Source organism: Pararhizobium sp. O133 (assembly GCF_051669845.1).
Lineage (GTDB): Bacteria > Pseudomonadota > Alphaproteobacteria > Rhizobiales > Rhizobiaceae > Pararhizobium.
This window is the reverse complement of record NZ_CP196426.1, coordinates 3,409,783-3,428,185: the sequence shown is the minus strand read 5'-3', so window position 1 is coordinate 3,428,185 and position 18,403 is coordinate 3,409,783. Positions and strand designations below refer to the sequence as shown.

At 60.5% G+C, this 18,403-nt stretch carries 14 protein-coding genes; 6 read left to right on the top strand and 8 right to left on the bottom strand.

What is annotated here, in order from left to right; all coding sequences use genetic code 11:
• Positions 1-31 precede the first annotated feature (31 nt).
• The 3 genes from ACST81_RS16410 (at position 32) to ACST81_RS16400 (ending at position 4,927) form a co-directional block, all read left to right on the top strand.
• Positions 32-2,218 (top strand): RNA degradosome polyphosphate kinase, encoded by a 2,187-nt coding sequence (locus ACST81_RS16410; protein WP_438749222.1) that lies wholly within the window; start codon positions 32-34, stop codon positions 2,216-2,218.
• 11 nt (positions 2,219-2,229) lie between these two features.
• Entirely contained in the window at positions 2,230-3,753 is a 1,524-nt protein-coding gene (ppx, locus tag ACST81_RS16405) for an exopolyphosphatase (RefSeq protein ID WP_438749221.1), read from the top strand.
• 115 nt (positions 3,754-3,868) lie between these two features.
• On the top strand, positions 3,869-4,927 hold the full coding sequence (locus tag ACST81_RS16400) for a calcium-binding protein (protein WP_438749220.1): 1,059 nt from the start codon (positions 3,869-3,871) through the stop codon (positions 4,925-4,927).
• Positions 4,928-5,073: 146 nt separating this feature from the next.
• Here ACST81_RS16400 and ACST81_RS16395 read toward each other — a convergent pair whose 3' ends face one another.
• Together ACST81_RS16395 and ACST81_RS16390 are read right to left on the bottom strand one after the other, a co-directional pair.
• Positions 5,074-6,141: an adenylate/guanylate cyclase domain-containing protein gene (locus tag ACST81_RS16395; protein WP_438749219.1), complete on the bottom strand. Its 1,068-nt coding sequence runs from the start codon at positions 6,139-6,141 to the stop codon at positions 5,074-5,076.
• Between the two features lie 79 nt (positions 6,142-6,220).
• Entirely contained in the window at positions 6,221-7,093 is an 873-nt protein-coding gene (locus ACST81_RS16390; RefSeq protein WP_438749218.1) for an AraC family transcriptional regulator, read from the bottom strand.
• A gap of 28 nt (positions 7,094-7,121) precedes the next feature.
• Between ACST81_RS16390 and ACST81_RS16385 the strand changes: the two genes are divergently transcribed.
• The gene (locus tag ACST81_RS16385) at positions 7,122-7,529 is read left to right on the top strand and encodes a DUF2000 family protein (RefSeq protein ID WP_438749217.1); all 408 of its coding nucleotides are present in this window, start codon (positions 7,122-7,124) and stop codon (positions 7,527-7,529) included.
• 12 nt (positions 7,530-7,541) lie between these two features.
• Here the strand turns inward: ACST81_RS16385 and rnd are convergent, their stop codons facing one another.
• The 3 genes from rnd to ACST81_RS16370 all read right to left on the bottom strand — a co-directional run bounded on the left by rnd (position 7,542) and on the right by ACST81_RS16370 (position 11,517).
• Positions 7,542-8,687: a ribonuclease D gene (gene rnd / locus ACST81_RS16380; RefSeq protein WP_438749216.1), complete on the bottom strand. Its 1,146-nt coding sequence runs from the start codon at positions 8,685-8,687 to the stop codon at positions 7,542-7,544.
• An 84-nt stretch (positions 8,688-8,771) separates the two neighbouring features.
• Positions 8,772-10,175 carry a multicopper oxidase domain-containing protein gene (locus ACST81_RS16375; protein WP_438749215.1) on the bottom strand — a complete coding sequence of 468 codons (1,404 nt, stop codon included), beginning with the start codon at positions 10,173-10,175 and terminating at the stop codon, positions 8,772-8,774.
• A 103-nt stretch (positions 10,176-10,278) separates the two neighbouring features.
• Positions 10,279-11,517 carry an MFS transporter gene (locus ACST81_RS16370; protein ID WP_438749214.1) on the bottom strand — a complete coding sequence of 413 codons (1,239 nt, stop codon included), beginning with the start codon at positions 11,515-11,517 and terminating at the stop codon, positions 10,279-10,281.
• A 291-nt stretch (positions 11,518-11,808) separates the two neighbouring features.
• On the opposite strand from ACST81_RS16370, the gene aspS reads away from it, so the two are divergent.
• Positions 11,809-13,620 carry an aspartate--tRNA ligase gene (aspS, locus tag ACST81_RS16365; RefSeq protein WP_438749213.1) on the top strand — a complete coding sequence of 604 codons (1,812 nt, stop codon included), beginning with the start codon at positions 11,809-11,811 and terminating at the stop codon, positions 13,618-13,620.
• A gap of 59 nt (positions 13,621-13,679) precedes the next feature.
• Here aspS and ACST81_RS16360 read toward each other — a convergent pair whose 3' ends face one another.
• Positions 13,680-14,681, bottom strand: coding sequence for a lysophospholipid acyltransferase family protein (locus ACST81_RS16360; RefSeq protein ID WP_438749212.1), 1,002 nt, complete (start codon positions 14,679-14,681; stop codon positions 13,680-13,682).
• A 13-nt stretch (positions 14,682-14,694) separates the two neighbouring features.
• Positions 14,695-16,119 carry a cytochrome P450 gene (locus ACST81_RS16355; protein ID WP_438749211.1) on the bottom strand — a complete coding sequence of 475 codons (1,425 nt, stop codon included), beginning with the start codon at positions 16,117-16,119 and terminating at the stop codon, positions 14,695-14,697.
• A 594-nt stretch (positions 16,120-16,713) separates the two neighbouring features.
• On the opposite strand from ACST81_RS16355, the gene ACST81_RS16350 reads away from it, so the two are divergent.
• Complete coding sequence (locus ACST81_RS16350) at positions 16,714-17,052, top strand: DUF1236 domain-containing protein (protein WP_438749210.1); 339 nt, start codon at positions 16,714-16,716, stop codon at positions 17,050-17,052.
• A 68-nt stretch (positions 17,053-17,120) separates the two neighbouring features.
• Here the strand turns inward: ACST81_RS16350 and ACST81_RS16345 are convergent, their stop codons facing one another.
• On the bottom strand, positions 17,121-18,314 hold the full coding sequence (locus tag ACST81_RS16345; protein WP_438749209.1) for a hypothetical protein: 1,194 nt from the start codon (positions 18,312-18,314) through the stop codon (positions 17,121-17,123).
• Positions 18,315-18,403: the final 89 nt, after the last annotated feature.

Below are 18,403 nucleotides of genomic sequence, written 5' to 3'. Positions count from 1 at the left end.
CAAGAAAAGCAGGAAATGCGGGTCGGGGACAATGGATACAGCCACATCAGCAACGAACACCAATATGCCGGTGGCCGACGAAATTGACCTGCTGACCAGCCCGGAACGCTTCATCAATCGCGAATTTTCCTGGCTGCAGTTCAACCGGCGCGTTCTGGAAGAAACGCTGAACACGGCCCACCCGCTGCTCGAGCGCGTGCGTTTCCTGTCGATTTCGGCTGCCAATCTCGACGAATTCTTCATGGTGCGCGTTGCTGGCCTCGAAGGCCAGGTGCGCCAGGGTGTGGTGGTCCGCAGCCCGGATGGCAAGACGCCGGCCGAACAGCTGGAAGACATCCTGAAAGAAATCGACAACCTGCAGATGGAGCAACAGGCCTCGCTTGCCGTCCTGCAGCAATATCTCGCCAAGGAAGATATTTTGATCGTCCGCCCGGTGTCGCTATCGCCGCAGGACCGGACATGGCTCGCCAATGAATTCGATCAGGCGATCTTCCCGGTCCTGACGCCGCTGTCGATCGACCCAGCGCATCCGTTCCCGTTCATCCCCAATCTCGGCTTCAGCATGGGGCTGCAGTTGGTCAGCAAGCATGGTCGTGAGCCGATGACGGCTCTGTTGCGCCTGCCTGTGGCGCTCGACCGCTTCATCCGCCTGCCGGACGCCAAGTCGGTAATCCGCTACATCACGCTGGAAGACGCCGTCAGCCTGTTCATCGAGCGGCTCTTCCCCGGTTACGAGGTCAAGGGTTCTGGTACGTTCCGCATCATCCGCGACAGTGATATCGAAGTCGAGGAAGAGGCCGAAGATCTCGTCCGCTTCTATGAAACCGCCCTGAAGCGCCGCCGCCGCGGTTCGGTCATCCGCATCGAGATCGATTCGGAAATGCCGCTGGAACTGCGCCATTTCGTCGTTTCGGAGCTCAACGTCCCGGAAAACCGCGTGGCAGTCCTTCCCGGGCTTCTCGCTCTCAACACGCTCTCCGAGATCACCAAGGCGCCGCGCGACGATCTGCGCTTCGAGCCCTACAATGCGCGATTTCCTGAACGTGTCCGCGAACATGCCGGCGACTGCCTCGCCGCCATCCGCGAAAAGGACATGGTCGTCCACCATCCGTATGAGAGTTTCGACGTGGTGGTCCAGTTCCTGCTGCAGGCTGCACGCGATCCTGACGTCCTGGCGATAAAGCAGACGTTGTACCGAACCTCGAACGATAGCCCGATCGTGCGCGCCCTGATCGATGCCGCCGAGGCCGGCAAGTCGGTGACGGCGCTGGTGGAGCTGAAGGCGCGTTTCGACGAAGAGGCCAATATCCGCTGGGCCCGCGACCTCGAGCGCGCCGGCGTGCAGGTGGTGTTCGGCTTCATCGAACTGAAGACGCACGCAAAAATGTCGATGGTCGTGCGCCGCGAAGAGGGCAAGCTGCGGACCTACTGCCATCTCGGCACCGGCAACTATCACCCGGTGACGGCGAAAATCTATACCGACCTGTCGTTCTTCACCTGCAATCCGAAGATTGCCCATGACATGGCCAATATCTTCAATTTCATCACCGGCTACGGCGAACCGGAAGCGGGCATGAAGCTGGCCATATCACCGCACACGCTGCGACCACGCATCCTCCAGCATATAGGCGAGGAAATCGTCCACGCGCAGGCCGGCCGTCCGGCTTCTATCTGGATGAAGATGAATTCGCTGGTCGATCCGGAAATCATCGACGCGCTCTACCGAGCCAGCCGGGCCGGCGTGGAAATCGATCTGGTGGTGCGCGGCATCTGCTGCCTGCGGCCGCAGGTGGCCGGGTTGTCTGATCATATCCGCGTCAAGTCGATCGTCGGCCGCTTTCTCGAGCATTCGCGCATCTTCTGCTTCGGCAACGGCCATGGGCTTCCATCCGAGCATGCGCTCGTATATATCGGCTCCGCGGACATGATGCCGCGCAATCTGGATCGGCGGGTGGAGACCCTGGTGCCTCTCATCAACCGGACCGTGCATGAACAGGTCTTGTCGCAGATCATGCTGGGAAATCTTATCGACAACCAGCAGAGCTACGAAATCCTGCCGGACGGAACGTCGCGGCGTATGGAAGTGGCGCGGGATTCCGAACCGTTCAATGCGCAGGTCTACTTCATGACCAATCCCAGCCTGTCCGGGCGGGGCGAGGCCTTGAAATCCAGCACGCCCAAGGTAATTGCCGGCTGGAACAGCGGCCGCGGAAGATAAAACGGAATGGCATGGTAGAATCTGAAGCCCAGGGGCGTTTGCCTGGAATTGCCCCGGTCTCGGTTGTGGATATCGGGTCGAACTCGATTCGACTGGTCATCTATGAAGGGCTAAGCCGCTCCCCGGCCATCCTGTTCAACGAAAAGGTCATGTGCGGCCTTGGCAAGGGCATCGACGCGACCGGCCGCATGGATGCTGAAAGTGTCGAGCGGGCGCTGAAGGCGCTGCACCGGTTCCGGGCCTTGTCGACGCAGGCGCGCGCCTCGACGGTTTTCGTGCTGGCGACCGCCGCCGCCCGTGACGCCTCGAACGGGCCGGACTTCATCCGGCGTGCCGAGATCATTCTCGCCCAGAAGGTCCGCGTGCTGACCGGCGAAGAGGAAGCCTATTTCTCCGCCATGGGCATCGTCAGCGGTTATCACGACCCAGACGGCATCGTCGGCGATCTCGGCGGCGGCTCGCTCGAACTGGTCGATATCGCCGGCACGAAGATCGGCAAGGGCATTACCCTGCCGCTCGGCGGTATCCGGCTTTCAGAGCATGCGGAAGGTTCGATCGTCAAGGCGCGCAGCCATGTGCGCCGCCACATGAAGGGCGCCAGCGTTCTCGAAAAGGGGGCAGGGCGCACCTTCTATGCGGTCGGCGGCACCTGGCGCTCGATCGCCAAGCTGCACATGGAACTGCGCAACTATCCGCTGCACATGATGCAGGGCTACGAAATCTCCTTTGACGAGGCCATGGCTTTCCTGCCGGAGGTCATCGAGCCGAAGGACCTCAAAGCTCCAGCCTACGCCCATATTTCCAAGAGCCGCCGCAACCTTCTGCCGTTCGGCGCCATCGCCATGCAGGAGGTAATCGCCCAGATGAAGCCGGCGCGCATCTCGTTCTCGGCTCTCGGCGTTCGCGAAGGCTATCTGCTATCGCTCCTGTCGGATACGGTCCGCGCCCACGATCCGCTCCTAACGGCGGCGCGCGAAATCGCCATCCTGCGAGCCCGTTCGCCCGAGCACGCGCGCGAGCTTGCCGACTGGAGCGGCAAGATGGTGCCGCATTTCGGCATCAACGAGACAGAGGAAGAGGGGCGCTACCGTCAGGCGGCCTGTCTGCTCGCCGATATCAGCTGGCGCGCCCATCCCGATTATCGTGGTCTGCAGGCCCTGAACATCATCGCCCACAGCACGTTTTCCGGCATCACCCATGCCGGCCGCGCCTATATCGCGCTTGCCAACTACTATCGCTTCGAAGGCCTGAACGATGACGGCGCCACCGAACCGCTGGCTGCCATCGCGACGCCGCGCCTGCTCGAACTGGCAAAGCTGCTCGGCGGACTCCTGCGCGTCGTCTACCTGCTGTCGGCATCCATGCCGGGCGTCGTGCGCAATCTCGATATTCGCCCGTCCAAATCAGCCGACCTCGACCTGGAATTCATCATTCCGGCCGCCTATTCGGAATTCGAGGGGGAAAGGCTGGACGGACGGCTGCAGCAATTGGCGAAGCTGACGGGCAAGCGGATCGCATTCCGGTTCGCGCAATAAATTTTATAGATCATATGGTCGAGGTTAGAGCCTGCCCCCTGCGTCTTGACGGCCATTCCCTGTCCCAATAATACTATATAAGATTAGCTGAATTTAATGATTTGAGGGGGTTATTATGGCGAAAATCACATATGGAGACCTTGGGCGCGGCGTCGATATGCTGCAAACGACTGTGGAAGAGTTGTTTTACTACGACAAGACGTCGGCTTCATCAACAATTGTCAAATTCTTTGATGATTCAAAAAATTACACCTCTTTTTCCGGTACAGGATTGAAGGTCAAGATCACGTCGGGAACCGTCACCGATGTCACGGCCGGCACCGTAACGGGCATCAACGTTGTTATCGGTGGAAAAGCGGCGATATCCATTACCGGCCTGAAACTGTCCGCGGCAAAGCTTGGTGACGCCGTCTTTGCCGGAAATGATGCCGCGTTCGTGTCGATGGTCCTTTCCGGAAACGATACCATCAACGGTACCAAATACAGTGATGGGCTGATCGGTGGCGACGGCAACGATACGCTGAACGGCAATGCCGGGAATGACGATTTCCTGGGTGGCGCTGGCGCCGACAAAATTGTCGGTGGATCGGGCTCCGACACGGCATATTACATGTTTGCGACAAAAGGCGTTACGGCGAGTCTCGCGAAGGCGTCCATCAACACGAACGAGGCCAAGGGCGACACCTATTCCTCCGTCGAGAATTTCTTCGGATCGGAATTCGCCGACAAGCTCTACGGCAATGACAAAGGAAATTTCCTGTCCGGAAATTACGGTAACGACGTCATCAGCGGTGCCGGCGGCAATGACATCCTCTACGGTGACAAGGGCGCCGACGATCTTTATGGCGGTGCAGGCAAGGATGTGTTCCGGTTCGGCGACAAGTCGGAATCGACCGTCGCTTCATTCGGACGGGATACGATCTTCGACTTTTCCGGCGCCGGCGGCGACAAGATCGACTTGTCCTACATGGATGCCAACAGCAAGACCAAGGCGAACGACGCTTTTACCTTCATCGGCACCGCTGCATTCCACGGCAAGGCGGGTGAACTGCGTTATGAGAAGAAGGCCTCGGACACCTATATCTACGGCGATGTCAACGGAGACAAGAAAGCGGATTTTACCATCCATCTCGATGACGCGGTGGCGCTTTTCAAGGGTTATTTTCTTCTCTGACCGCTATGGCCTCGCGCGAAACAATTGACAGGCTTCGCAAGGCGAGTTGCGAGGTCTCAGACTGCTGACAAACCTGCCGATTTTTCGGCAGGTTTGTCATTTTGTGTTTCATCGGCTTTTTGTTCGGACGAAAGGGGCGGCGCCTTTTACTCGGCCGGTATCCGCAACTCGAAGGGCGCGATGACCGGCGCTAGTTTGCGCCCGGCAAGCGACATCACCCCGACCGTCTGCCCGCGTCCCTTGACGGCATGCGTGCCGAGATCCTGAAGCGAGAATGCGTCCGGCACCTTGATGCGCTGGGCGAGATCGGTGGAAATCAGCACCTGCTGGTTCAGGGACTTGCACAGCGCTTCCAGCCTTGAGGTCGTGTTCACCGTATCGCCGAAATAGGCGATCTTGTGCCGGTCGATACCGATTTCGGCGGTTATGATGGGGCCGCCGTGAATGGCCGCCCGCAGGCGCGGCACCTGGCCGAACTTCTTCTGCCAGGCCTCTGCATTGGCTTGGATATCGTCGAGGATGTCGAAGACGCAACGGATACAGCGGGCATGTTTGACACCACGTTTCAGCGGCCAGGTGACGATCGCGGCGTCGCCGACATAATCGTCGATCGCGCCATTGTAGCGGCGGACAGGTTCTGCAAAGGCGGCAAAAAGGGCTTTCAGGAACTGCTGGGCGCGCAGGTCGCCATGTTTTTCGGCATAGGAGGTGGAATCAGCGAGGTCGATGAACAGGAAAATCCGCTCTTCCTTGACCGGCGCGCGGTAGCGGCTGATCAGCATGCTGGTGAAAATATCTCGGCCCAGAAGGTCGCGGACCCGCAGGATGAAGACGATCAGCGCGCAGACGGCGAGAGCATAGAGAAAGACGTCGAACGGCATGATCAGCAGATCGATTGCCGCGCGTGGTTTCAGGAAGCCTAGCCAGGAGAGAAACGTGGCGGCAACGGCATAACCGGCGCTCATCAGGATCTCATAGATGATCAACGCGGCTGCGATGAAGGCGACAGTCGGGAGCTTTTCGATCCGCCGATAGAGTGAACGAAGTAGAACGCGCCGCTCGAAGGCGATCATGGGCAAGCCCATGGAGACCGCGAAGATCGCTCCGATGATCAAGGGTTCTTCCGGGAAGACCGCCAGGCTGTAGAGAACGCCGCTGAGCGCCATACCGAGCGTGATCAGCAACCAGTTCTCTGTCGGGGATATTTCTCTCATGATTCCAGCTCCGCTCCCCCGGTGCTTACAGGCATTGTTCCATTTGGACAGGGTGCGTCAAGCGATTTCATGTAACTGTTTATGACTGGCTCGAGAGGGTTGCCCAGCGTCCGGGCGTCATTCCATGGGTCTTCTTGAAGTGACGGGTAAAATGCGCCTGGTCGGCAAAGCCGGTTTCGAGCGCGATTTCGACCAGGCTCCGGCCGCTGCCGATCATGTCGCGCGCCCGCTCCAGCCGCCGCATGATGAGGTAGCGGTGCGGGCTGGTGCCAAGGCTCGCGCGAAAATGCCGTGCCAGCGTGAAGCGGTCGAGGCCGCTCACCTTCTCCAGTTCACCTGACGTCACCTGCCGTTGCGAATGGGCCTGCAGATGCTCGCAGGTGCGTCGGATGGCGTTTGCATCCGTCTTGCCTCCAACCTTTCCAACGGCGCTGTCGGCATGACGCAACAGGCCGTCGGCAATCCGGGAAACAATATCATTCATATGCAGATCGCCGATTTCACCATTCAGATCCCGCATGGCATCGGCAAGGCTTTCGGCAAAGGCGCGATCGGCGACGACCGGGGAGCCGACGAAGGGCAGGCCGCCGCGACGGTCACCCAGCGCATCGATCAGCATTTCCGGCGGCAGGTACATCATCCGGTAGCGCAGGCCTTCTTCAGTCGCGGCACCGCCGTCGTGCACCTCATCCGGGTGCAGCACGATGACATTGCCGGGCTGGCTGTAGCGCACGATGCCTCGATAGCTGAAGGTCTGCACGCCGCGCAGTGTCAGGCCGAGCGCATAGGTGTCGTGACGGTGCGGCTCGAAGGCGTCGCCGTGGAATTGCGCCTCGATCCGGGCAATGCCGCCGGAGGCGGGCGCGATGCGGATGCTGTCGTTGGTCGTGCACGAACGTTCAAGATTGCTCTGGCCGGCGCAGGCTATGGAGCCTGCCGACGTTACAAGCATCCTGTTTCCAAGAGTGGAGTTGGCATTCATGTTCGAGACCAAATTTGCAATCGTGTTGCGCGACGACCTGGCCACCTGGCAGAAGCTGAACGTGACGGCATTCCTGACCAGCGGCATCACCGCGCAAAAGCCCGGCATTATCGGCGAAGCTTACCGCGATGCCGATGGCAACGTCTACAATCCGTTGAGCATCCAGCCAATCATCGTCCTGTCTTCCGATCAGGAAACGCTTGGCAAGATCCATCGCCGTACGCTGGAGCGCGAGATCACGTCATCGCTCTATATCGAGGAAATGTTTTCGACCGGCCATGATGCGGCGAACCGGGCCGTGTTTGCGCAGTTCGGTCCAGCCGATGCCAAGGTCGTCGGCATTGCCATTCATGCGGACAAGAAGCTGATCGACAAGATCACCAAGGGCGCCAGGATGCACCCCTGATATCGTCTGTTATCAGACCTCGACGGCCTCGATCTTGCGATTAACGAAGCGCAGGGCGACTTCGCCGTTGATGAGCTTCAGGGCGGTTTCGCCGAACAGTTCGCGCCGCCAACCCTTGAGAGCGCCGACATCGGCGTTCGAGCCCTCCGAGGCGATGCGCTCAAGATCTTCGCTGTTGGCGATGATCTTGGCGGCGACGCCCTGTTTTTCGGCGATCAGCTTGAGCAGGACCTTGAGCATTTCGCCGGCGGCCTGGGCGCCTTCCGGAGACTGGCTCTGGCGCGGGATCTTCGGCATGTCGGCCTTGGGCATCTCGACCGCGGCATTGACCGCTTCGAGGATCGCCGTGCCGGCGGCCGACCGTTCCCAGCCCTTCGGGATGGTGCGTAGCCGCGACAGGGCTTCGGCATCCTTGGGCTGTTGCTGGGCGATCTCGTAGAGACCGTCGTCTTTCAGGATACGACCACGGGGAACGTTGCGGTTGCGCGCCTCGCGCTCGCGCCAGGCGGCGACCTTCTGCAGCACGGCCAGTTCCACCGGCTTCTTCAGCCGCATCTTCAGGCGCTGCCAGGCGTCGTCCGGATGGATATCGTAGGTTTCCGTGGCCTCCAGGATCGCCATTTCCTCGGTCAGCCACAACGAGCGGCCTTCGCGCTCGAGTTCGGTCTTCAGGTGCAGGTAGACGTCGCGCAGATGGGTGACGTCGGCCAGCGCATAGTCCAGCTGCTTGTCCGACAGCGGCCGGCGGCTCCAGTCGGTGAAGCGCGAGGACTTGTCGATATGGACGCCCTTGATGCGGCTGACGAGTTGATCATAGGAGACGCTGTCGCCGAAGCCGCAGACCATGGCGGCGACCTGCGTGTCGAAGATCGGGTGCGGGATCAGCTTTCCGAGATTATAAATGATTTCGATGTCCTGTCGCGCCGCATGGAACACCTTGACGACGCTGGTATCGGCCATCAGTTCGAAGAAGGGCGCAAGGTCGATATCCTTTGCCAGCGGATCGACGATGACGGCGATATCCGGTCCGGCCATCTGGATCAGGCACAGTTGCGGCCAGAAGGTGGTTTCGCGGAGGAATTCCGTGTCGATTGTCAGGTATTGCCCCTCGGCCAGCGTTTTGCAGGCGGCGGCAAGCTCAGCGGTTGTCTCGATCATCAAACTTCAATCACTGTGGCGGAAATGCGGCGTTAAAACTCACCCGATGTATCCCTTCATGCCCGGTGTCACAATCGAAAAAGCTCAGGCGACCCGGAAATATCCGGTCATTCCGGTCTTCTGATGCTCGATGATGTGGCAATGGAGCAGCCAGTCGCCGGGATTATCCGCCACGAGCCCCAGTTCTGCCTGTTCGTCCGGCTGGAGCAGGATCGTGTCGGTGGGTGGTGGCAGTATCTTGCGGGTGTTGGACTTCAGGATGCGGAAGGTCATCCCGTGCAGATGGATCGGATGGGCGTGCGGTGTGCGATTGCGCACTTGAAGGACATAGCTCTTGCCGAGTTTCAGGTCGGACAGCGGCGCGACAGGATCGGGCGTGTCGCCCGGCCACGGCACCTTGTTGATGGCCCAGAACGTGTAACCGATCGTGCCGCAAATGCTGGGTGATGGCGCATGCTCGGCGGTGGCGGTGAAGTCCAGCGGGATCTTCTCGGCTGTCGACAGGTCGGCCTCGGCGATCGGGTTGGCCGGCAGTGGCCTGACGTCGCGGATGTCCCGCTTCAGCGATTGACCGGTCGCTGTGATCGAGGCGATGGTGAAGGGGCTCGAACCACGGAAGTTACCGAGCTTGACGACGGCGCCCTCGTCGTCCGGCATACGCACGATCAGTTCGACACGTTGGCCCGGCCCAAAATCCAGCCGATCGAGCGGGAAGGGCGCATCGACCGGATTGCCGTCGAGCGCCACGACCATTGCCGTCGCACCCTCAATACCGAGTATGTAAATCCGCGTCACATCCGTTGCAGCAAGACGGACGCGCAAAAGCCCGCCGGCCGGCGCTTGATGCATAGGTTCCTGCTGCCAGTTGGCGGTTCGCACGGTGCCATAGGTGCCGCCGCGGGCGGCATCGCGCGGCTTGAAGGGGGGCAAGAATTCTCCGCCCCTGCCCAGCCGCCAGTCGCGCAGGTTGAGCACGATCTCGGCATCGAAAATAGGATCGGCGGGATTTTCGACGACGATAACGCCGGTCAGCCCATGGCCCATCTGCGTCAGCGTGTTGCAGTGGGGATGATACCAGAAGGTGCCGGCGTCCGGCGGCGTGAAGGCATAGTCGAAACCGTCGCCGGGATAGACATAGGGCTGCGTCATTTCCGGCACGCCGTCCATGCTGTTGACGATCCTCATGCCATGCCAGTGTACGGTCGTCGGCTCGTCCAACGCATTGAGAAGTCGGGCGGCAAAGGGTTCCCCCTTCTTCATCCTGAGGACCGGCGGCACGCCGGTTGCCGTGCCGTCCCCCAGACCGTAGGTCATGATTTTTGGCGTGACGCCGTCGGCCGCGAGCCTCGCCTCGGTGAACTGCGCCTTCAGGAGAACCGGGGTGGGAGCGGCGATCCCGTTGCGGGCGGCCAGGCCCGCGCCGAGCGCGAACGACGTGGCAGCGGCGGCCGATCCCTTCAGAAGCGTGCGGCGGCTGATGATCGGCATGGTCTGGTCCTGGGTGATGTAACTGTGTTGTGTTCTTAAACTTGATGGACGCATTCAGCAATTGACAAGGGGGCCATTCAGGACCGGCATCTTGCCGCAGCCATCAGACATCCTTCTTCTCGCCGGGCGCGGCCGCGAGCTTGTTGAAGAAGGCGGAGGTTCGCAGCAGGTTGCGAAAGCGCATGGTGCGCTGTCCGGTCGGTACGGCACCGCGCGCCGTCATGCGCTGCAGCGTATAGAGCATGAAGGTGGCAAGCACGGCGGCTGTATAGATGAACAGCGCCTGTGGCCCAAAATGATCCAGCAGGACGGAAGCGAAGAGCGGGCCGATAATGGCGCCGAGCGACCAGAAGAACAGCATGCCGGCCGAGACGAGCGCATGCTGCCCCTCGGCGGCATGGTCGTTGGCATGGGCCGAGCAGAGCGAATAGAGCGGCATGGCGAAGGCGCCGAAGACGAAGATGCCGACGAAATTCAGCCATTCGCTGTTGCCGGCGGCAAAGGCGAGGAACAGGCCGGCAAGCAGCGAGCCGAAGGTGGCGATGAGAATGATCAGCCGGCGGTCAAGCCGATCGGAATAGATGCCGAGCGGATATTGCAGCACCACGCCGCCGATAATGCCGACGCTCATGAACGTGGCGATGGCGGTAATCGACAGGCCGATGCCATCGGCATAGATCGGCCCCAGTGAGCGGAATGTCGAGTTGGTTAGGCCGACGACGATGCAGCCGATGGTCGCCAGCGGCGAAATGTTCCAGAGCGCCTTGACGTCGAACTTGATGGCCTCGGGTACACCGGGGCTGGAGCGGTCGGCGAGCGAGATCGGCACCAGCGACAAAGTGAGCGCCATCGCGACAATGGCAAAAAGCTGGAATCCCTCGATGCCGACCGTTGGGATCAGATATTGCGCCGCCGTCACCGAGCCGAGATCGACGAGACGGTAGATCGAGAGCGTCCGGGCGCGGTTGGCGTTGGTTACCCGCGCATTCAGCCAGCTTTCGACGGTGGCGAACAGGCTGGCGAAACAGATGCCGGCAACGAGACGCATGACAAACCAGAACCAGGGATCGATCAGCAGGACCATGGCGATCGACGCCGCCGATGCGATCGCGGCCATCGCAGAGAAAGTGCGGATATGCCCGATCGAACGCAGGATGCGGGTCACATAGATGCAGCCGATGGCGAAGCCGATATTGTAGCCGGTGCCGACAAGCCCGATGACCGAGGTGGAGAAGCCTTCCTGCAGGGCACGCAGCGAAATATACGTTCCCTGAAGCCCGTTGCCGCCAATGAGAATGCCTGCGGTGACGAGAAGGGGAATGAGTGGGCGAATCTGGGACATGTAGATCGGGTATCCAGACGGACGCGACTCCATGCCTGCGTGCCGAGCCCCATTGTTAGCCGCAGCCGACCGGCAAAAACAGCCACGAAAATTGATGGTCCATTCTATCCAAGCATGGATCGCCGGAGGCGAGTTCGGCCCGGTGGCGGTGTTTCGTGGCTGATGGGAACCCCGCGCCGATACGCGCGGCCTTGACAAATCGGCCTCATCATGCGCTTTTCCGCCCGATTTTGACGCTGCCGCAGCGCGCTTTGGCGTGGCCGCGCGGCCCCTCGGTTCCAGGATACTATCATGCATCGTTACCGCAGCCACACTTGTGCCGCTCTCCGCAAAGCCGATGTCGGCCAGACCGTTAGGATTTCCGGCTGGGTCCACCGTGTCCGCGACCATGGGGGCCTGCTGTTCATCGACCTTCGCGATCACTACGGCATGACGCAGATCGTCGTCGATCCCGACTCGCCGGCCTTCAAGGCCGCCGAGACCGTGCGCGGCGAATGGGTCATCCGCATCGACGGCACGGTGAAGGCGCGTTCCGACGAGACCGTCAACAAGCAGATGGCGACCGGCGAGATCGAACTTTACGCTCAGGAGATCGAAGTGCTCTCCGCCGCCAAGGAACTGCCGCTGCCGGTCTTCGGCGAGCCGGACTATCCGGAAGACATCCGCCTCAAGTACCGCTTCCTCGACCTGCGCCGCGAAACGCTGCACAAGAACATAGTCAAGCGCAGTCAGATCATTTCCGACATGCGCTCGCGCATGAACTCGGCCGGTTTCGCCGAATATTCAACACCGATCCTGACGGCCTCGTCGCCGGAAGGCGCGCGCGACTTCCTCGTGCCGAGCCGTATCCATCCCGGCACGTTCTTCGCGCTGCCGCAGGCGCCGCAGCAGTACAAGCAGCTTTTGATGGTGGCCGGTTTCGACCGCTACTTCCAGATCGCCCCGTGCTTCCGCGACGAAGACCCGCGCGCCGACCGCCTGCCGGGCGAATTCTACCAGCTTGACCTGGAAATGAGCTTCGTCACCCAGGAAGACGTCTGGGACACGATGGCGCCGATCATGACCGGCGTGTTCGAGCAATTCGCCGAAGGCAAGCCCGTTACAAAGGAATGGCCGCGCATTCCGTATGACGAGGCCATCCGCAAATACGGCTCCGACAAGCCGGACCTGCGCAACCCGATCGAGATGCAGGCTGTCACAGACCATTTCGCTGGCTCCGGCTTCAAGGTGTTTGCCGGCATGATCGCCGCCAACCCGAAGGTTGAAGTCTGGGCGATCCCGGTCAAGCGCAAGTCCAATACCGATGAACCGATCGGCCGCGCCTTCTGCGACCGCATGAATGCCTGGGCGCAGTCGACCGGCCAGCCGGGTCTCGGCTATATCTTCTGGCGCAAGGAAGAGGATGGCGCCACGGCCGGTTCCGGTCCGCTCGCCAAGAATATCGGTCCCGATCGCACGGCCGCGATTGCCGAGCAGCTTGGCCTCGAATTCGGCGACGCCTGCTTCTTCGTGGCCGGCGAGCCCGCAAAGTTCTACAAGTTTGCAGGCGAAGCCCGCACCAAGGCCGGCGAAGACCTGAACCTTGTGGATCGCGAGCGGTTCGAACTGTGCTGGATCATCGACTTCCCGTTCTACGAATGGAGCGAGGAAGACAAGAAGGTCGATTTCGCCCACAACCCGTTCTCGATGCCGCAGGGTGGGCTCGAAGCCCTGCAGACGCAGGATCCGCTTGGCATCAAGGCCTATCAGTATGATGCCGTCTGCAACGGCTTCGAAATCGCCTCGGGCTCGATCCGCAACCAGTCGCCGGAACTGATGGTCAAGGCGTTCGAGCTGGTCGGCCTGTCGCAGACGGATGTCGAGGAACGCTTCGGCGGCATGTACCGCGCCTTCCAGTACGGTGCGCCTCCGCATGGTGGCTGCGCCTTTGGTATCGACCGCGTCGTCATGCTGCTGCTCGGTGCCAAGAATCTGCGCGAAATCACCCTGTTCCCGATGAACCAGCAGGCACAGGACCTTCTGATGAACGCTCCGGCACCGGCCATGCCGAAGCAGTTGATGGAACTGTCGCTGCGCGTCATCCCGCCGATGAAGAAGGACTGACGAACTTCGTCACCCCAATCGAAAATGTTTGCGGCCGCCCTTGTGCGGCCGCAACGCGTTCAGGCAGCGCCCGCGGGAAGGCGGTTGTCGAGGAAATACCACTGTTCGAGATGGGCACGGATAATCGGCTCGACCACCGCATTGATGAAGACGATGTCATCCATCAGTGTATCGCTCTTGCCGTCGGCAGTCGGCAGGCTGAAGGGCTCGACGCAGTGGAAGATAAACCGTGCCTGGTGAGTGCGCACACAATAGATCGGTGCGATCTTTGCGCCGGTCATGCGGGCAAGTCGCGCGATCACCGCCATGTTGCACTCCGTGTTCGGCTTGCGGCCGAACAGCGGGCCACGTACGACGCCGCGAAATCCCTCGTCGCAAAATTGTACCATGACGCCGCCGGATTTCAGTTCCTTGAGGGCCGGGCGAATGCTGGCATACCCGGATGGCATCAAGCGTAGCCCGGCCTTGCTTCTGACCCGCCTTGTGATCCAGTTGCGGCCCCGTTGCGGTGGCGGAGCGAAATTGACATTGGGCACCACGCCCATGTCGACCAGTTCCGGCGCCATGATTTCCCAGTTGCCCAGATGCATGGCGGCAAGGATGACCGGGCCCTGCCGGACGGCTTCGAGCATCTCGTCCGTTCCGACGCGCTGAACACGCCGGGGCTTGGCGGTGGCAATGCGCATCAGCACCGAATATTCCGCCACGAACCGCCCCTGAGCATCGCAATTGGCGATAAACATGGCATCGCGTTCGGCATCGCTGAGATCGGGACGGAGCCGTGCCAGATTGGCGCGCGCACGCTTTTCCTGCTGCTTGAACTGGCGTGGAATGGCATAGCGGCTGTAGCGGCCGCCGAGGTCCGAGCACCTATCGATCGGCAAGATCATGAGCGCGAAATAGACGCAGATATCCAGCGCGTTGCTCGGTCCTTCCTGGAACCAGTAGCGATAGAAATCCTGCCTACCCTCCCGTCCACGGAAGAGCGCGGTCAAGCCAGGCCGGGGTGTATGTCCCTCGTAGACCCAGACCTTGCGCTGTTCGACACTTGCTTTCGCCACCAAACGATTCCTCCTAACGACGATGCAGCGTTACCGGCATTCCCCCACGTGGCCGTAAAGTCAACTGATATACGGCCTCGACCTTGTGCCCTTCCTGCACACGGACGTGAAAACGCTGGGCGATGACGGCGAGGCAGAGAATGGCTTCGGTCAGGCCGAATTGCAGCCCCGGGCAGAGCCGCGGCCCGCTGGCAAACGGAATGTAGCTGTAGGGCGCCGGGCGGCGTCCCTCCAGAAAACGATCCGGGCGAAACTGATGGGCCTTTGGAAAGAGCGCTTCGGTTCGGTGCAGCAGCCAGGGAACGATGAGGATCAGCGAGGCCGGCTTGATCTCGAAGTCCCCGATCTGGTCAGGCCCTTTTGCTTGCCGCGCGAGGATGGGCACGGGCGGGTACAGGCGCAGGGCTTCCTCGACCACGGCACGGCACCAGTCGAGTTGCGGCACATGCTCGATCGTCGGCACGTTGTCGCCACAGACGCGCGCGATTTCCTCATGGACGGCGGTTTCTACCCAAGGCGCGCGCGACAGGAGGTACCAGATCCATGTTAGCGTCGCGGCGGTGGTCTCATGGCCGGCCATGAAGATGGTCGCCGCCTCGTTGCGCAAGGCGACGACGTCGAGCTTGAGTTCGGGATTGCGTTGCTGGCGGCGCACCAGCAGGTCCAGCATCGACCGATGGTCGCCCTTGCCGGCAAGATGGTCTTCCACGACCTTGTCGATGACGCGGTGAATCCGGCCAATCGAGCGTTTCATGGAGGGCGTACTCAGAAGCGGCAAGCCCTCGTCGAAGCCGAGAAAATAGCCAAGGTTCACGGAATCGACCAGCGCCTGATAGCTGGTGAAACCCTCGGTCACGTCATTTGCAGCGTCCGGTCCCAAATCGTTGCCGAAGACGCTGCGGGCGATGATTTCAGCGGTCAGCCCCGCCATTTCGTGAAGCATGTTGACGCTGGCGCCTTCGCCAAGGGAGCGCCAGCGTTCGGTCAATTCCACCGCCGTATTGGTCATGATGCCACCAAAGGCCGGCACGCGGTTCTTGTGGACGATATCCGCGACCAGCGCGCGGCGCTGCTTCCAGGTTTCCCCATCGGAAATGAACAGGCCGTCGCCGAGCAGTTTTTCCAGGGCACGCCGCATCTGCGGGCTCTTGCGCTCGAAATTGTCATGACGCGTCGCCACGACATATTTGATGGCATCGGGCGCGTTGACGACGGTGATCCGCCGGTTGAAAATCCGCATCGTCCCGATGCCGACATCGTAATGCTTCTTACGAAAGATCGCGAGCAGGTTGGATCGCGCCTGCAGCAGGAGCTTGATCTGCTGGTTACCGGGACTGTTGTAATAGGCAGGATGGGCGGGCTCGAACTGGCGCCTGTCGCTATTCAGCCGTTCGATCGATTCATTGCTCGGGTTAAGCCAGTCGAAAAGTCTGCGCAACGGTCCCCTCCGGTGGGTATTTTCTCATGAAGGATCGATCGCGGCGCATCAATCATTGCATAGTCGGTCATATCAGGTTTTTTCTGCGATCAACGATTGCGGCGGCCCCAGCGCAGCATGGAAAGATGGCACGGCAGCAGTTAACGAGTCGAGAGGTTTCAAGACTGTACGGCGGTTAAGCTTGGGATGATCGATTCCGGCTTTTCCTATCTGAATTGCGTGAGCGCCTTCAAAGCGGCGATATTCCTCGCGTAATCGGCCTTGATGGACGAGCAACGATAGGGAGCCGGCGGAGGACAGCCTATCCGAACATGTGCTTGATCCTGAGCGAAGGCGAATATGCGCGGCTTGCAGGCGCTCATCTTCTTCATAACCATCGCCGCGACGATGTTTCCCACCCGCAAGATGAGCTGATCGGGCTCGTCGAGGCAGCCTGATCAGTTCCATACATCCATGACAAACGAGGAAACCCAGCGCCGTTCGCCCGGTTTTTCCATGGGGCTTACCCACTTTGCGCAGGAGCGTCACGACCGAAATCGGGAACTTTCTTGGGACGGGCCTGTTGTTAGGGCATCAGAAGCAAGGAGAAAGAATATGCGCAAGACACTGATGCTGGCATCCGTTGCCTTGATGGCGCTGTCGTCAACTGCCTTTGCCCAGACCGCCGTCATCGTTGACGATCCCGTCTTGGTCGATCCGGGCGTGACAAATTCAACTGTCGTGGAAGTGCCGGGCGAAGTCCGCACCTATGTATTGGACCAGACTACACCGTCCGTCGTCTATGACGGGGATGTCGTCGTAGGCACAGCCTTGCCCGATGCCGTCGAACTGCACGTGGTGCAGGGATATGATGGCTATGCCTATACGGTGGTCAACGAGCGCCGGGTAATCGTCAATCCGCAGACGCGCTCGGTTATCCAGGTTCTGGAATAAGCCGATCTCAAGAAAATGCCCGGGCCTCCAAGAGAGACCCGGGCATTTGCTGTCTTACGTGACTGAGATCAGTCGTTCGCGGTGACCTTCACGCCGAGCACGCCCGGAACCGTGTTCGGCGCGCCCATGGCCGCACCGATGATCATCGGGAAGGGAACGGGCTTTTCCGGCTCTGCCGCGATCGTCAGGCTCTTCGGCGTGTCGAGATAGGCATTGACGGCGGTCGAGACCTGATTCTGGAGTTCCGGCACGTTGAGCTGCGCCATCATCAACGGCACCATGCCTTTCAGCGACTGGGCGAGCTGGTCGCCGCTGACGCCCTGCTGCCCACCAATATAGTCCAGCACGCGCTTGGTGATGGTGGCATCGTCGAAACGGACGGAGGCGCTGTTGAAGGTCAGTTGCTGGACCAGCCCCATCATAGCAAGGCCGAGCGCCTGGTTGGCCTCTTCCTTGTTCGGATTGGCTTCCTGCGACTTCATGGCTTCCTGGATCGATTTCATGAATTCCAGTGTGTAGCCGGAGAAATCGAAGGCAAGCGCGAGGCGGCCGACATTGGCAAAGTCGAACGCATATTCCTCGAGCGAAACATTGCCGGTGGCGATTTCCCAGCTTCCCTTGACCGTCATTTCGCCGGCGAGTGTCTTCAGTCCCAGCTTTTCGATGGCGTCCTTGGCCTTGGCGTCCTCGACGTCGGAGAGATCGGCCTTGATGCCCGAGAGCGTCGCATCGAAATCAAAGCCCGCATCGCTTTCCTGCTTCGTCAGGTTGGCTTCCGACTCTTCCATCGAGAAGACCTGCTTGCCCTTGGCGGTCACGGTGACGGCGCCGGTCGATGCGGTTTCATACAGGAGGATGTCGTTGACGGTTCCGCCGCTCGGATTGCCCGGAATGGTCAGGCCGCCGAGTGAAATGTCCTTGGCGGTGAAGGTGACATCGTCTTCCTTGGTATCGACATCCGGCAGGCTGACGGTTTCGACATAATAGCCGCCGTCATCGTTTTCCTCGACGCCTTCCAGCGTCACTTCGCCCACCTTCAGGTCCTTATCCGGAGCCGCTGCGGACTTGACGCTGACGCCGGTTAACGTGACCGTCGTGCCGTCGACATTGACGCCTTCATAGGCGATCGTCGCGCCGCTCGAGCCGGAAGCGGCATTCAGCTTGGTAACGAGGTCGGCGCCGTCGAGTGCGAAGGCCGGGCCGGAGAGGCCGATAAAGGCGGCGCTTGCCAGCATCAAACGGAGGTTGCGGGTAGGCATCATGGAGCGGTTCCTTTGTTGTAAAGGTTTAATTTCGAAGGCATTTCTAATACGGATTATGGCCGAAATATATTCGAATCCGATCACTGACG

What these genes read in the sequence shown, in the direction of transcription:
- ACST81_RS16410 (WP_438749222.1), top strand. Translation starts at nt 32, where the DNA reads ATGGATACAGCCACATCAGCAACGAACACCAATATGCCGGTGGCCGAC.
- ppx (WP_438749221.1), top strand. Translation starts at nt 2,230, where the DNA reads ATGGTAGAATCTGAAGCCCAGGGGCGTTTGCCTGGAATTGCCCCGGTC.
- ACST81_RS16400 (WP_438749220.1), top strand. Translation starts at nt 3,869, where the DNA reads ATGGCGAAAATCACATATGGAGACCTTGGGCGCGGCGTCGATATGCTG.
- ACST81_RS16395 (WP_438749219.1), bottom strand. Translation starts at nt 6,141, where the DNA reads ATGAGAGAAATATCCCCGACAGAGAACTGGTTGCTGATCACGCTCGGT.
- ACST81_RS16390 (WP_438749218.1), bottom strand. Translation starts at nt 7,093, where the DNA reads ATGCTTGTAACGTCGGCAGGCTCCATAGCCTGCGCCGGCCAGAGCAAT.
- ACST81_RS16385 (WP_438749217.1), top strand. Translation starts at nt 7,122, where the DNA reads ATGTTCGAGACCAAATTTGCAATCGTGTTGCGCGACGACCTGGCCACC.
- rnd (WP_438749216.1), bottom strand. Translation starts at nt 8,687, where the DNA reads ATGATCGAGACAACCGCTGAGCTTGCCGCCGCCTGCAAAACGCTGGCC.
- ACST81_RS16375 (WP_438749215.1), bottom strand. Translation starts at nt 10,175, where the DNA reads ATGCCGATCATCAGCCGCCGCACGCTTCTGAAGGGATCGGCCGCCGCT.
- ACST81_RS16370 (WP_438749214.1), bottom strand. Translation starts at nt 11,517, where the DNA reads ATGTCCCAGATTCGCCCACTCATTCCCCTTCTCGTCACCGCAGGCATT.
- aspS (WP_438749213.1), top strand. Translation starts at nt 11,809, where the DNA reads ATGCATCGTTACCGCAGCCACACTTGTGCCGCTCTCCGCAAAGCCGAT.
- ACST81_RS16350 (WP_438749210.1), top strand. Translation starts at nt 16,714, where the DNA reads ATGCGCAAGACACTGATGCTGGCATCCGTTGCCTTGATGGCGCTGTCG.
- ACST81_RS16345 (WP_438749209.1), bottom strand. Translation starts at nt 18,314, where the DNA reads ATGATGCCTACCCGCAACCTCCGTTTGATGCTGGCAAGCGCCGCCTTT.